Source organism: Janibacter massiliensis, from assembly GCF_900289115.1.
Lineage (GTDB): Bacteria > Actinomycetota > Actinomycetes > Actinomycetales > Dermatophilaceae > Janibacter_A > Janibacter_A massiliensis.
Window position 1 is genome coordinate 1,638,067 of the sequence record NZ_LT985196.1, and the last position, 12,809, is coordinate 1,650,875.

A 12,809-nucleotide genomic window follows, 5' to 3' on the forward strand; every position below is an offset into this window, starting at 1 on the left:
GATGCTGCGCGACGGCCGGTTGGAGGTCGGGCGCGACGTCCTGCTCGAGCCGTGGGTGTGGCTCACCGGCGGTGAGTCCGGCCGGATCACGATCGGCCGAGGCACCTTCCTCAACCTCGGCGTCATGATCGCCGCGCTCGAGAAGGTGTCGATCGGGCAGGACTGCATGATCGCCAACCACTGCTTCGTCGGCGACAGCGATCACCGCTTCGACGACCCGACCCGGCCGTTCACGGCCCAAGGATTCGTCTCGAAAGGCCCGACGAGGATCGGCGACTCCTGCTGGCTCGGGGTCGGGGCCGTCGTGACGAGCGGGGTGAGCATCGGGGACCGCTGCGTCATCGGGGCGAACGCGGTCGTCACCCGCGACGTCCCCGCCGGAAGCATCGCCGTCGGGGCCCCCGCGCGGGTCGTCGGACGCACCGACGGCACGGTGGACCACCGGCCGACCTGAACGGGGCGACCGCGGTCCGGCCGCGCCTGCCACAATGGGCGCCCACCCTGGGGCCTGTAGCTCAGCTGGTAGAGCACCGCGTTTACACCGCGGGTGTCGTCGGTTCGACCCCGGCCGGGCCCACATGAGCCTCACCCTCGGTGACGTCGTCGCCGTCCTCGACAGGCACCACCCACCCGAGACCGCCCAGTCGTGGGACCGCGTCGGACTCGTCACCGGGGATCCCACCCACCCCGTCCGCCGGATCCACGCCGCGGTCGACCCGACCCTGGCCGTCGTCGACGAGGCCCGGCGGCTCCGGGCCGACCTGCTCGTCACCCACCACCCCCTGCTGCTGCGCGGCGTCCACTCGGTGGCGACGACGAACGCCAAGGGGCGGACCGTGACCGACCTCATCTGCAGCGGGGTGGCGCTCTACGTCGCGCACACCAACGCCGACGTCGCCGACCCGGGGGTGAACACCGCGCTCGCCGACGCGCTCGGTCTGCAGCACGTCGAGCCGCTCGTCGTCGAGGAGGGCCAGCCGCTCGGACGGGTCGGGGAGCTGCCCGCGGGGGAGACCCTGGCGGCGTTCGCCGAGCGGCTCGACACCGTCCTGCCGTCCGCGCCGGGCGGGATCCGGGTCGCTGGCGACCCGGGCGCCGTGGTCCGTCGGGTCGCGGTCCTCGGCGGAGCGGGCGACTCGGCCTTCGACGCCGTCCGGGCGAGCGGGGCCGACGTCTACGTCACGGCAGACCTGCGGCACCACCCGGTCCTCGAGGCGCGGGAGGAGGCGGCAGGCGGACCGCCGTACCTCGTCGACGCCGGCCACTGGGCCACCGAGTCCCTCTGGCTGCGCACCGCGCTCGACCGGCTCGTCGCCGCCCTCGTCGCGGACGGGCATGACGCGGCTACCGTGGAGACCCACGTCAGCGAGGTCCGGACCGACCCGTGGACGTTCACCGTCGGCGCCACCGGGCCCGGCGTGCCGACGACAGGAGAGCACCGATGAAGGCCGACCCGTTCCACCAGGCCCGGCTGCTCGACCTCCAGCGCCTCGACACCCGGCTGGACCAGATCGCCCACGCCCGCACGCGACTGCCCGTCCTCGCCGACCTCGAGAAGGCGACCGCAGCTCATGCCTCGGCCCACGACGACCTCGTGCGCGCCCAGACGGCCCTCGGCGACCTCGAGCGCGAGCAGGCCCGGGCGGACGCCGACGTCCAGCTCGTCCGGGACCGCGCGGAGCGGGACCGCTCGCGCCTGGCCGCAGGGACGGGGACGGCCAAGGACCTCCAGGCCATCCAGCACGAGCTGGACAGCCTCGCCCGGCGCCAGTCCGAGCTCGAGGACGTCGAGATCGAGGTCATGGAGCGGGTCGAGGCGGCCCGGGATCGTGCCGACCGCCTGCGTGCCGTCGCCGACGAGCTCGCCGCGAAGGTCTCCGAGCTGACCCAGGTCCGCGACGCCGAGATCGCCCGGCTCGACGCCGAGCTCGAGGAGGTCGCCGCCCCCCGCGAGGAGCTCCGGGCCGGCATCGACGACGGGCTCGTGGGCCTGTACGAGTCGCTGCGGTCGAGGACGGGAGGGGTCGTCGCCGCCCCGCTCGAGGGCCGGTCGTGCGGCGGCTGCCGGATCCAGCTCAACCCCGTGGACCTGCGCCGCATCGCCGACGCCCCCTCGAACGAGGTGCTCCGCTGCGACGAGTGCGACCGGATCCTCGTCCGCGTGCCGGAGGGCGCGTGATCCCGGGCGCGCCCCGTCTCGACCGCGACGAGGTCCCCGCGACGAGGCCGCACCGGGGCCGTCGCACCCGGGTCCTCCTCGTCCGGCACGGCGTGACGCCGTTCACCGAGCAGTCCCGGCTCGACGGCCGTGGGGGAGCGGACCCGTCGCTGTCGCCGACCGGCCGTGCCCAGGCGCTGCGGGCCGCGGAGATCGTGACGCAGCTCCTGCGGACCGGCGAGGGTCGTGGGACGGCCCCGGCTCGGCTCGTCACCTCGGACCTGGCCCGCGCACGCCAGACGGGTGCGGTGCTCGCCGAGCACGTGGGCGTCGCCCCGGAGGTCGATCGGCGGTTCGACGAGCAGAGCTTCGGGGACTGGGACGGGGTGTCGATCGGGGAGATCCTCGACGGGCCGGACGCGGCGGCCCTGGCGACGATGCGCGTCGACAGCGGGTACGCCCGCCCCGGCGGGGAGACCCACGCCGAGATGACGGCGCGCGTCCTCGAGGCGTACACCGAGGCCGTGGCACCGGGTGGGACCGTCGTCGTCGTGTGCCACCGGAAGCCGATCATGGCGATGCTCGGTCATGTTCTCGGTCTGCCGCTCGAGGCGCAGTGGCGGCTGGCCGCGGACCCCGGGTCCGTCAACGGCATCGACGCATGGAGCGACGGGACGTCGGTGGTCGCCTTCACGAACCGGACCTGACGTGCCGGACTGGGTGCTCCACTGGGGTCTGCTCGGTCTCGTCGTGTACGGCGTGATCTCCGCGTACGTCCCGGTGTTCAACGCCGAGGGCGTCGCCATCGTCCTGGGCCTCACCACCCCCGCGTGGGTCGGGCTCGAGCGTGCGTTCACCACGCCGAGCTGGGTGATGGGGGTGGCCGCGCTGACGACCGGGATCGTCGCCGGGAAGGGGTCGCAGTTCGTCGCCGTGCGGCACGGGGCGCGCTGGGCCTCCGGCTGGCGCAAGGACCGTCCGCAGCGGCAGCGCAGGGAGCCGGGCCGGGTGCGGGCCTGGGCGACCCGCTGGACGGAACGCTCCCTCGCCGTCCTCGACCACCCCGCCCGGGGATCGGGCGTCATCCTCATCAGCTCGGCTGTCGGCTTCCCGCCCGCGGCCGTCGTCGCGGTCGCGGCCGCCACCAGGCGGGTCCCGCTTGCCGGCTTCCTCGGGTGGAGCTGGCTCGGGTACGCGATCCGGCTCGGGGCGTCGGCCGCCCTCGTCGCGATGGCGCGCTGACGCCCGTTCGACACCTGTAGTTCACCGCCCGGACCGTCCCGTGTGGGTCCATGGGGCGGTACGCGAACGTGCGATGACGGGACCACCCATGTGCGACGACCACACCCATGACCACGACCACCGCACCCACCCCGCGCCCACGCCGGGCCTGCGCGCCGAGCTGACCCGGCGCGGCATCCTCAGCGCCGCCGGTTCGGGCCTGCTCATGGCCTCGCTCGGCGGGCCCGCCCTGGGAGCGGTGAGCACGGGAGCGACGCTCGCAACCGGCGCGTCCCGGACCTCGCGGCTGACCCGCGGCACGACCCTGCTGCACGCAGACCTGCACAACCACTCGCTGATTTCCGACGGCGACGGCGATCCCGCCGCCGCCTTCGGCTCGATGCGCGCGGCCGGCCTCGACGTGGCCGCCCTCACCGACCACTCGACGATCTCCGGCAACGACCTGGCCGACGCGATCGCGGCCGGGCTGCCGCCGGAGGTGGCGAAGGTCGGCGGACTCACCCCGACCGCCTGGCGTCGCACGAAGGCGCTCGCCGACGCCGCGGACGAGGCGGGCGCGTTCACGGCGCTGCGCGGTTTCGAGTGGTCCAGCCCCCTGCTCGGGCACGTCAACGTGTGGTTCACCGAGGACTACGTCGACCTGCTCGAGGCGCCGACGATGCTCACCCTGTGGGGGTGGCTCCAGCGCTCCCCGTCGTCGTGGCTGGGCGGCGGAGGGGACGGGATCGCCGGCTTCAACCACCCCGGTCGCGAGCCGCTGCGGTTCGCCGAGTTCATCATGGACCGCCGCGTGCGCGAGCAGGTCGTGTCGATGGAGATCTTCAACCGGGGCCGAGACTTCCTCTTCCACAACTGGTCCAAGGGCGCGTCGTCGCCGCTCGTCGCCTGCCTCAACAAGGGCTGGCGGACCGGTCTGCTCGGGGTCACCGACGAGCACGGCACGGACTGGGGCTTCCCCGAGGGCAAGGGCCGGACGGGCCTGTGGGTCACCCGTCACGACCGCGCGGGTGTCCGGGAGGCGATGCAGGCCCGTCGGTTCTTCGCGACCCGCACCTCGGGCCTGCGGCTCGATGCGACCGCGACCCTCGACGGCAGCACCGCCCGCATGGGCGGGGGTCTGCTCGGGCGTGGGGGCGACGTCCGGATCGACCTCGATCTCGAGCGGGACGCCGAGTGGCGCGACAAGACGCTGCACGCCCAGGTGCTCCGCCCGGGCCCGCGTGTGCCCGAGGTCGTCCACGTCGAGCCGTTCCGTCCGGGCCGGCGGGTGTCCTTCACCGTCCCCATGGACGTCGAGGACGGTCGATGGTTCGTCGTGCGGGTGAGCGACCCGACGGGGGTCAACGCCTCGCCCGGCCCCGCCGGCCACCCGTGCAACGACCTCGGGGTCGCCTACACGAGCCCGTGGTGGATCACGCCCGTCTGAGCGACGAGGCCGTGAGCGCCCCGCCCCCGCCGCCCGCACCGGGCCGGCGGGGGCGGGCCGTTGTGGGAGGGTGACGGCATGTCCCGTGCGACCCCGCTGCGCTCCACCCCCGAGACGATCGAGGCGGCCGCCCAGGTCGGGCTGCCGGCCATCTTCGACGCGATCCGGCGACGGTTCGAGGTCCCCGAGGCCTTCCCGCCGGAGGTGCTCGCAGCGGCCGAGCGGGTCGCCGCCGACCCGCTGGACCTGCCGACCGACGACCTGACCGACGTCCCGTTCCTCACCATCGACCCCCCGGGCTCGATGGACCTGGACCAAGCGATGCACCTCGAGCGCGACGGCGACGGCTACCGCGTGCGCTACGCGATCGCGCACCTCCCGTCGTTCGTCGAGCCCGGCGGCCCGATCGACCTCGAGGCCCGCCGACGCGGGCAGACCGTCTACGCCCCGGACATCCGCACCCCGCTGCACCCGCCGGTCTTCAGCGAGGGCCGCGCCAGCCTGCTGCCCGGGCAGATCACCCCGGCGTACGTCTGGGACCTGCGGCTGGACGGCAACGGCGAGGGGGTGGCGACGTCCGTCCGCCGCAGCCTGATCCGCAGCGTCGACCGCCTCGACTACGCCGGGGTCCAGGCGAGCCTCGACGCGGGCGCCGCCGACGAGCGCCTGCAGCTGCTCGCCGAGGTCGGGCCCCTGCGGCTGGCGCTGGAGCGGGCGCGCGGGGGCGCGGCGCTGCCGATGCCCGAGCAGGAGATCGAGCGGACCGACGAGGGCTTCGAGCTTCGCTTCCGTCCCCAGCTGCCGGTCGAGGACTGGAACGCCCAGATCTCCCTCATGACCGGGATGGCCGCGGCCGAGCTGATGATCGAGGCGCGCATCGGCATCCTGCGGACGATGCCGCCCCCGACGGACGAAGCGGTCGCCCGGGTGCGGCGGCAGGCCCGAGCGCTGGGGGTGGAGTGGCCCGAGACGAGCGGCCACGGCGAGTTCCTCCAGACCCTCGACCGCCGCGACCCCCGCCACCTGGCGGTCATCGACGCCGCGGCGGTCCTCTTCCGCGGAGCGGGGTACACGGCCCTCGACGGCGAGGTCCCGGCTGAACGGGAGCACGCGGGGGTCGCCGCGCCGTACGCGCACGTCACGGCCCCGCTGCGGCGGCTCGTCGACCGCTTCGGCCTCGTCGTCGCCGAGGCCGTCTCGAACGGCCGCGAGGTGCCGGGCTGGGCCCGGGAGGCGCTGCCGACGCTGCCGGAGATCATGGCGGCGTCCGACAAGCGGGCCAAGGGGGTCCAACGGGCCTGCACCGACGCGGTCGAGGCCGCGGTCCTGGCGCACCGGGTCGGGCAGACCTTCGAGGCCAGCGTCGTCGACCGGTCGGAGAAGGGCCCCAGCGCGGTCGTCCAGATTCTCGACCCGGCCGTCGTCGCCACCGCCGAGGGCGACGCGCGTCCCGGCGAGCACGTCACGGTCCGCCTCGCGTCCGTCGACCCGGCGAACGGCCGGATCGAGCTCGTCATCGTCTGAGCGCACCGCGCGGGTGCACCGGGCCCGTACACTTCGGCGGAGGATGAGTCGGCCGGACGGTCGCGTCGGGGTCCGCCCCGCCGAGGAAAGTCCGGGCTCCGAAGGGCAGGGTGGTGGCCAACAGCCACCCGGGGTGACCCGCGGGACAGTGCCACAGAGAACAGACCGCCGACGGACCACCGGGTGACCGGCAGGCGTCGGCAAGGGTGAAACGGTGGTGCAAGAGACCACCAGCGGCCTGGGTGACCAGGTCGGCTCGGCAAACCCCACCCGGAGCAAGCTCAGACAGTGTGCGTCCGAGGGCGGCCCGCCCGAGCACACGGGTAGAGCGCTGGAGGCAGTCGGCAACGGCTGCCCGAGATGGATGGCCGTCACCGCGACGTCGGCAACGACCCGCGGGACAGAACCCGGCTTACAGGCCGACTCATCCCACCCGTCGGCGGAGCCACCACGCCGCGGCGGCGGCCGCGAGGACGGCCAGCCCGGCGGCGACGGACGCCAGTGGCAGGACCGCGGCGACGACGAGGCAGCCGAGCAGGCCGATCGCCGGCAGAGCGCGGTCCGTGGGGGAGGCGGACAGCGTCCACGCGCTCGCGTTGGCGATCGCGTAGTAGACGAGCACGCAGAAGCTGGAGAAGCCGATCGCCCCCCGCACGTCCCCGGCGACCGTGATGACGGCGACGACGAGGGCGACCGCGAGCGTCGCCCGGTGCGGGACGCCGTGGGTGCTGTGGACCGCGCTCAGGCCGCGGGGGAGGTGCCCGTCGCGGGCCATCGCGAGCACGGTGCGAGACACGCCGAGGAGGAGCCCGAGGAGGGCCCCTCCGGCGGCAGCGACGGCGGCGATCCGCACGACCGGGGCGAGCCACGGCCATCCCGTCACCGCGGCGGCGTCCGCGAGCGGCGCAGAGCGTCCCGAGAGCCACTCGGGACCGAGCGCCGTCAGCAGCGCGGCTGCGACAGCGAGGTACACCAGGAGCACGATCGAGAGGGCGACGACCACGGCTCGCGGGATGGTCCGCTCGGGGTCGCGCACCTCCTCGCCCAAGGTCGCGATCCGGGCGTACCCGGCGAAGGCGAAGAAGAGGAAGCCCGCGCCCTGGAGGACGCCGAGTGGCGCGACGGCCTCCCCGAGCGAGGGATCGACGAAGCGGCCCGGCGGGCTGATCAGGAGCGCCGCCACGAGCGCGGCGAGGACCACGAGCACGAGGGCGACGACGAGGCGGGTCACCGCCGCCGACCGCTGGACGCCCAGGTAGTCGATCGCCGCCACGACCATCACCACGAGCGCTCCGACGAATCCCCCGTGGCCGGGCCAGACCGCCTCGCCGACGACGAGCGCCATCGCCGAGCAGCTCGCGGTCTTGCCGGCGACGAAGGCGCTGCCCGCGAGGTACCCCCAGTACGGGCCGAGACGTTCGCGTCCGTAGACGTAGGTCCCGCCGGACTCGGGGTAGCGGGCGGCGAGCCGCGCCGAGGACAGGGCGTTCGCGGCCGCGATCACCGCCGCGATCGCGAGGGCGAGCAGGAGGAGATGGCCCGCCGCCTCGGCGGCCGGGGCGAACGCGACGAAGACCCCCGCGCCGAGCATGGACCCGAGGCCGACGAGGACCGCATCGTGCAGCCCGAGCCGGCGCTGCAGGCGATCACCGGCCGTCGGCCTCGTCATCGTGGTGCTCAGTCCCCGGCGGCGACCGTCGCGGCCCCGATGATCCCGGCGCGGTTCCGGCGTGCGGCGGGGACGATCGGGGTACGCAGGTCGAGCAGCGGGAGGTACTTGTCGGCGTGCTTGCTGACGCCGCCGCCGACGACGAAGAGGTCGGGGGTGAAGAGCCGCTCGACGTGCGCGTAGTACCGCTGCAGCCGGGCCGCCCACTCCGACCACGACAGGCCCTCCGCCTCGCGCACGGAGGCGGCCGCGCGGGACTCCGCGACGGCCCCGTCGATCACGAGGTGGCCGAGCTCGCTGTTCGGCACGAGGACCCCGTCGTGGAGGAACGCCGACCCGATGCCGGTGCCGAGGGTCGTGAGGATGACGAGGCCGTCGACGCCCTTCGCGGCACCGTGGCGCAGCTCGGCGACCCCGGCGGCGTCGGCGTCGTTGAGGAGGGCGACCCGCGTCCCGAGCCGCTCGCCGAACAGGGTGGCCGCGTCCGTCCCGACCCACGAGGGATCGATGTTGGCCGCGGACAGGACCGTCCCGCGCACGACGACGCCCGGGACCGTGACACCGACGGGCAGGCCCGCGGGGACCTGCGGAGCGGCCCGGCGCACCGCGTCGACGACCTCCGCGACGGTGTCGGCGATCGCCTCGGGCGTCGAGGGCCGCGGGGTGGGGATCCGGACCCGGTCCCCGGCGAGCTCGCCGGCCGTGAGGTCGACGAGGGCGCCCTTGACGCCGCTGCCGCCGATGTCGACGCCGATCGCGTGGGTGGTCATGCGGCCTCCTCGTCGAGGGTGAGGATCTCGGCACCGTCGTCGGTGACGAGGATGGTGTGCTCGAACTGCGCCGACCGGCGGCGGTCCTTCGTCACGATCGTCCAGCCGTCGTCCCACTGCTCCCACTCCGGGGTGCCCAGGTTGAGCATCGGCTCGATCGTGAAGGTCATGCCGGGTTCGATGACCGTGTCGTACCCGGGTGCGGCGTCGAAGTGCGGGATGACCAGACCCGAGTGGAACGCCTCCCCGATCCCGTGGCCCGTGTAGTCGCGCACGACCCCGTAGCCGAACCGGGCCGCGAACTTCTCGATGACGCGTCCGATGACGTTGATCTGGCGGCCGGGGCGGACGGCCTTGATCCCCCGCTCCATCGCCTCCCGCGTGCGCTCGACGAGCAGCCGGGACTCCTCGTCGACCTCGCCGACGAGGTACGTCGCGTCCGTGTCGCCGTGGACGCCGCCGACGAACGCGGTGATGTCGATGTTGACGATGTCACCGTCGCGCAGCGGTCGGTCGTCCGGGATGCCGTGGCAGACGACCTCGTTGACGGAGGTGCACACGCTCTTGGGGAATCCGCGGTAGCCGAGGGTCGAGGGGTAGGCGCCGTGGTCGAGGAGGAACTCGTGGGCGACCCGGTCGATCTCGTCGGTGGTCACGCCGGGGGCGATGGCTTCGGACGCGGTCCGCAGCGCCCGGGCCGCGAGGCGTCCGGCGACCCGCATCCGCTCGATCGTCTCGGCGTCCTTGACCTCGCCGCCGCGCCACGGGGCCGGGGCGGGCAGGTCGACGTACTCCGGGCGGGGGATCGAGNGCACCTGAGGATGCTGAAGTGCCTTGGTGTATTTTTCGCGAACTGCGTGTTATGTGGTGCAGGGCGTGGCTGACGAGATAGGAGTTCTCGTGGGCTCGGCATACGAGATAGGAGTCCGTCTCGTGGGCTCGGTGGACGGGAGCATACGGTGAGTCTTGCAGAGCGTCCGGCAGCGCCGGGCGGGCCCGAGGAGACGAGCGAGGACACCGTGAACTACTGGTACGACATCAACACCGGCACCGTCGAGACGGATGACACGAAGGGGCCCTCGGACGACCTCATGGGCCCGTACGGCAGCGAGGCGGAGGCCCGCAACGCCCTCGCCACCGCCCGGGCGCGCACCGAGAAGTGGGACGAGGAGGACCGCGCCTGGCGCGGCGACACCGACGAGGAGACGCCGGCCTGAGGTCCGCCAGGACCGGTTCCCGCAGGGCCGTCAGCCCAGGCTGGCGGCCCTGCGGTGCGTCATCACCACGTAGCCGGCGGTGGGCGACCACGGGTGCCGGTCCCAGGTCGCCCAGCGGTCGGCAGCGGTGAACCCCGCCGCGTGGGCGAGCCGGTCGTAGTCCTCGGGTCGCACACGTGCGGCACCGCGGGGGATCTCCGCGCCCTCGACGCCCCAGCCCGCGACGAGGTGGCCGCCGGGACGCAGGTGCGCCGCGAGCCGCTTGAGCACGGCGTGCAGGGTGCCGTCGGCGAGGTAGGGGACGACGTTGCCCGCGAGCAGCACGAGATCGAAGGCCTGCCCGGGCAGCTCGAGCGTGCTCAGGTCGGCGACGACGTGGGTGGTGGCCGGGTCGGTCTCGTCGGCGACCCCGATCATGTGCGGGTCCGCGTCGACGCCGACGACGTCGCAGCCCGCACGCGTCAGGGTGGCGGCGATCCGGCCCGTGCCGCAGCCGGCGTCGAGGACCCGGGAGGGTGGGGGCGCGAGCTCGAGGACGACCCGTGCCTCGGCGTCGAGGTCGGCCCCGCCGGCGATCATCGCCGCGACCCGCGCGTGGTAGGCGCGGGCGCTCGCCGACGAGGTGCCGAGGGCGGCCCAGCGGGTGTGTGCGTCCATGGGTCCGAGCGTAGGAGCGGGCGCGCCGCGACGCACGAAGGCCACCGCGTCGTCGTTGACGGCGGTGGCCCGGGGCGGCGTCGGATCGACGCGGGGGCGGAGCTCAGGCGGCGCGGCGCGCGGGGCGGCTGGTCCGGGCGGTCCGGCGGCGGGTCGGGCGCGCCTGCGCGAGGGAGCGCCAGCCGTGGCTGCGCATCCGCTGCTCGGTGAGCGGGCGGCCGGAGTCGAGGTCTGCGAGGACGAGGGCGTAGGTGTTCATGCCTCCACGGTGCACCGCCCGACCGTGAAGCACAAGGCGATGATGCTGCACGACACATCAGCGCCGCTGAAGTGTCGATACCCTCCACGCATGATCGACGTCCACCGCCTCCGCATTTTCCGGTCCGTCGTCGCCAACGGGTCGATCCAGGCGGCGGCGGATATCCTCGGCTACACGCCGTCGGCCGTGAGCCAGCACGTCTCGGCGCTCCAGCGGGAGACCGGGATCACCCTGGTCGAGCGGTCCGGGCGCGGGATCCGCGTGACTGCGGCGGGGGAGACCCTCGCGGCGGCCGGCACGGACGTCATGCGTGATCTGGCGCGGCTGGAGGGGGTCGTCGACGACCTGCGCCTCGGTCGGACCTCCCGCCTGACGATCGGCTACTTCTCGAGCGCAGGGCGGGCCTGGATGCCGGGCATCGTCGCGCGGCTGCGTGCGGAGTTCCCCGACGTCCTCCTCGAGCTCGAGCTCAACGAGGTCCCCGGGGAGCAGACGGCACCGGACATCGACGTGACGATCGAGGTCGCGGGCGTCGACGAGCGCGAGGGGTACGAGCGCACCCACCTCGTGACCGACCCGTACGTCGTCGTCGTCCACAAGAGCCATCGGCTCGCGCGACGACGCTCCGTGCTGCTGGGGGAGCTGGCCACCGAGCGGCTCGTCGACAACGACTACGAGGACACCCCGTGGCACCACGTGCTCGACCGCGCGTGCGAGGCCGCAGGGTTCACGCCGCGGTACGTCGTCCAGTCGCAGGACCACCACACGGCGCTCGCGTTCGTCGCCGCCGGGGTCGGTATCACCGTCCTGCCCCGACTGGCCGCGCTCGAGCTGCCCCGCGACACCCGCGTCATCCGGCTGACGCGGCCGCAACCCGTGCGGGAGATCGTCGTGCTGACCCGCGCCACGGTGGCCCATCGGCCGGTCGTCCGGCGGGCCGTGGAGCTGCTGCTGCAGCGGACCCCGCACGACTGAGGCTCACTCGGGGAAGGAGTGCTCCTCGCCCGGGAAGCTCCCGTCGGCGACGTCCCGCGCGTACTGCCGGGCCGCGTCGGTCAGGGTCGTGCGCAGGTCGGCGTACTGCTTGACGAAGCGCGGCATCCGCCCGCCTCGCAGACCCGCGAAGTCCGTCCACACGAGCACCTGCGCGTCGCACCCCGGGCCGGCGCCGATGCCGACCGTCGGCACCCGCAGCGCGTCGCTCACGGCCTGGGCGGCCGGTGCCGGCACCATCTCGAGGACGACCGCGAAGCACCCGGCCTCCTCCAGCGCCCGGGCGTCGGCCACGAGCCGCTGCGCGGCCTCGCCGCGGCCCTGGACGCGGTACCCGCCCAAGGTGTGCTCGCTCTGCGGGGTGAACCCGACGTGACCCATGACGGGGATCCCGGCGCGCACGAGCGTCTCGACCTGGGGGACGACCTCGGTCCCGCCCTCGAGCTTGACCGCGTGGGCCAGGCCCTCCTTCATGAGGCGGGTCGCGCTCGCGAGAGCCTGCTCCGGGCCGGCCTCGTACGTGCCGAAGGGAAGGTCCGCGACGACGAGGGCCCGACGGACCGCGCCGGAGACCGCACGCACGAGCGGCACCATGTGCTCGAGGGTCACCGGGACGGTCGTCTCGAAGCCGTACACGTTGTTGCCGGCGGAGTCGCCGACGAGCAGGACGGGGATCCCGGCCTCGTCGAAGATCGCCGCGGTCGCCATGTCGTAGCTGGTGAGCATCGCCCAGCGCTCGCCGCGGTCGGTCATCGCCTGGAGATGGGGGATCCGGATCCGCTTGGGCCCACCGGCCGGCGGAGCCCCTGCGCCGTAGGGCGCGGTCGACTCGGGCGCGGGGCTCGTCGCGGGGTCCTGGCTCATGCCCGCCAGCCTAGGGGCGAGCGTCGTGTC

15 protein-coding genes, 1 tRNA gene and 1 other RNA gene are annotated in these 12,809 nt (G+C 74.2%); 11 read left to right on the top strand and 6 right to left on the bottom strand.

The features are described 5' to 3' along the window. The first annotated feature begins 1 nt into the window (after position 1). From DAA34_RS08005 to rnpB, 9 genes are all read left to right on the top strand, one after another. Complete coding sequence (locus DAA34_RS08005) at positions 2-454, top strand: acyltransferase (protein ID WP_106818377.1); 453 nt, start codon at positions 2-4, stop codon at positions 452-454. A 50-nt stretch (positions 455-504) separates the two neighbouring features. Continuing rightward, positions 505-577, top strand: a tRNA-Val gene (locus tag DAA34_RS08010). Position 578: 1 nt separating this feature from the next. After that, positions 579-1,445: a Nif3-like dinuclear metal center hexameric protein gene (locus tag DAA34_RS08015; protein WP_106818378.1), complete on the top strand. Its 867-nt coding sequence runs from the start codon at positions 579-581 to the stop codon at positions 1,443-1,445. Continuing rightward, positions 1,442-2,179, top strand: coding sequence for a zinc ribbon domain-containing protein (locus DAA34_RS08020; protein WP_106818379.1), 738 nt, complete (start codon positions 1,442-1,444; stop codon positions 2,177-2,179). Before DAA34_RS08015 ends, DAA34_RS08020 begins: the two co-directional genes overlap by 4 nt. Next, positions 2,176-2,865, top strand: coding sequence for a histidine phosphatase family protein (locus DAA34_RS08025; RefSeq protein ID WP_234354167.1), 690 nt, complete (start codon positions 2,176-2,178; stop codon positions 2,863-2,865). Before DAA34_RS08020 ends, DAA34_RS08025 begins: the two co-directional genes overlap by 4 nt. Before the next feature lies 1 nt (position 2,866). Then, complete coding sequence (locus DAA34_RS08030) at positions 2,867-3,400, top strand: hypothetical protein (protein WP_106818380.1); 534 nt, start codon at positions 2,867-2,869, stop codon at positions 3,398-3,400. A 73-nt stretch (positions 3,401-3,473) separates the two neighbouring features. Further along, positions 3,474-4,826 carry a CehA/McbA family metallohydrolase gene (locus tag DAA34_RS08035; protein ID WP_199847443.1) on the top strand — a complete coding sequence of 451 codons (1,353 nt, stop codon included), beginning with the start codon at positions 3,474-3,476 and terminating at the stop codon, positions 4,824-4,826. 78 nt (positions 4,827-4,904) lie between these two features. Beyond that, on the top strand, positions 4,905-6,350 hold the full coding sequence (locus DAA34_RS08040) for an RNB domain-containing ribonuclease (RefSeq protein ID WP_106818381.1): 1,446 nt from the start codon (positions 4,905-4,907) through the stop codon (positions 6,348-6,350). A gap of 44 nt (positions 6,351-6,394) precedes the next feature. After that, positions 6,395-6,781, top strand: an RNA gene (rnpB, locus tag DAA34_RS08045) — RNase P RNA component class A. Here the strand turns inward: rnpB and DAA34_RS08050 are convergent. The 3 genes from DAA34_RS08050 to map are packed head-to-tail and all read right to left on the bottom strand — an operon-like array spanning position 6,775 to position 9,604. Continuing rightward, positions 6,775-8,019: an APC family permease gene (locus DAA34_RS08050; RefSeq protein ID WP_106818382.1), complete on the bottom strand. Its 1,245-nt coding sequence runs from the start codon at positions 8,017-8,019 to the stop codon at positions 6,775-6,777. The genes rnpB and DAA34_RS08050 overlap by 7 nt on opposite strands. 8 nt (positions 8,020-8,027) lie before the next feature. Continuing rightward, the gene (ppgK, locus tag DAA34_RS08055) at positions 8,028-8,789 is read right to left on the bottom strand and encodes a polyphosphate--glucose phosphotransferase (protein WP_106818383.1); all 762 of its coding nucleotides are present in this window, start codon (positions 8,787-8,789) and stop codon (positions 8,028-8,030) included. Continuing rightward, entirely contained in the window at positions 8,786-9,604 is an 819-nt protein-coding gene (map, locus tag DAA34_RS08060) for a type I methionyl aminopeptidase (RefSeq protein WP_106818384.1), read from the bottom strand. Before map ends, ppgK begins: the two co-directional genes overlap by 4 nt. 144 nt (positions 9,605-9,748) lie before the next feature. Between map and DAA34_RS08065 the strand changes: the two genes are divergently transcribed. Then, entirely contained in the window at positions 9,749-10,006 is a 258-nt protein-coding gene (locus tag DAA34_RS08065; RefSeq protein WP_325027427.1) for a methionine aminopeptidase, read from the top strand. Positions 10,007-10,036: 30 nt separating this feature from the next. Here DAA34_RS08065 and DAA34_RS08070 read toward each other — a convergent pair whose 3' ends face one another. Continuing rightward, on the bottom strand, positions 10,037-10,663 hold the full coding sequence (locus DAA34_RS08070) for a class I SAM-dependent methyltransferase (RefSeq protein ID WP_106818386.1): 627 nt from the start codon (positions 10,661-10,663) through the stop codon (positions 10,037-10,039). Positions 10,664-10,766: 103 nt separating this feature from the next. Beyond that, complete coding sequence (locus tag DAA34_RS12140) at positions 10,767-10,922, bottom strand: hypothetical protein (protein ID WP_158707679.1); 156 nt, start codon at positions 10,920-10,922, stop codon at positions 10,767-10,769. Positions 10,923-11,012: 90 nt separating this feature from the next. Here DAA34_RS12140 and DAA34_RS08075 point away from each other — a divergent pair, with 90 nt between their 5' ends. Then, positions 11,013-11,897 carry a LysR family transcriptional regulator gene (locus tag DAA34_RS08075; RefSeq protein ID WP_106818387.1) on the top strand — a complete coding sequence of 295 codons (885 nt, stop codon included), beginning with the start codon at positions 11,013-11,015 and terminating at the stop codon, positions 11,895-11,897. 3 nt (positions 11,898-11,900) lie between these two features. On the opposite strand, the gene panB is transcribed toward DAA34_RS08075, so the two are convergent. Next, positions 11,901-12,779, bottom strand: a complete 879-nt coding sequence (panB, locus tag DAA34_RS08080; protein ID WP_106818388.1) for a 3-methyl-2-oxobutanoate hydroxymethyltransferase — start codon at positions 12,777-12,779, stop codon at positions 11,901-11,903. Positions 12,780-12,809 lie beyond the last annotated feature (30 nt).

Coding starts and splice junctions, on each gene's coding strand:
- DAA34_RS08005 (WP_106818377.1), top strand. CDS start 2: ATGCTGCGCGACGGCCGGTTGGAGGTCGGGCGCGACGTCCTGCTCGAG.
- DAA34_RS08015 (WP_106818378.1), top strand. CDS start 579: ATGAGCCTCACCCTCGGTGACGTCGTCGCCGTCCTCGACAGGCACCAC.
- DAA34_RS08020 (WP_106818379.1), top strand. CDS start 1,442: ATGAAGGCCGACCCGTTCCACCAGGCCCGGCTGCTCGACCTCCAGCGC.
- DAA34_RS08035 (WP_199847443.1), top strand. CDS start 3,474: ATGACGGGACCACCCATGTGCGACGACCACACCCATGACCACGACCAC.
- DAA34_RS08040 (WP_106818381.1), top strand. CDS start 4,905: ATGTCCCGTGCGACCCCGCTGCGCTCCACCCCCGAGACGATCGAGGCG.
- DAA34_RS08050 (WP_106818382.1), bottom strand. CDS start 8,019: ATGACGAGGCCGACGGCCGGTGATCGCCTGCAGCGCCGGCTCGGGCTG.
- ppgK (WP_106818383.1), bottom strand. CDS start 8,789: ATGACCACCCACGCGATCGGCGTCGACATCGGCGGCAGCGGCGTCAAG.
- DAA34_RS08070 (WP_106818386.1), bottom strand. CDS start 10,663: ATGGACGCACACACCCGCTGGGCCGCCCTCGGCACCTCGTCGGCGAGC.
- DAA34_RS12140 (WP_158707679.1), bottom strand. CDS start 10,922: ATGAACACCTACGCCCTCGTCCTCGCAGACCTCGACTCCGGCCGCCCG.
- DAA34_RS08075 (WP_106818387.1), top strand. CDS start 11,013: ATGATCGACGTCCACCGCCTCCGCATTTTCCGGTCCGTCGTCGCCAAC.
- panB (WP_106818388.1), bottom strand. CDS start 12,779: ATGAGCCAGGACCCCGCGACGAGCCCCGCGCCCGAGTCGACCGCGCCC.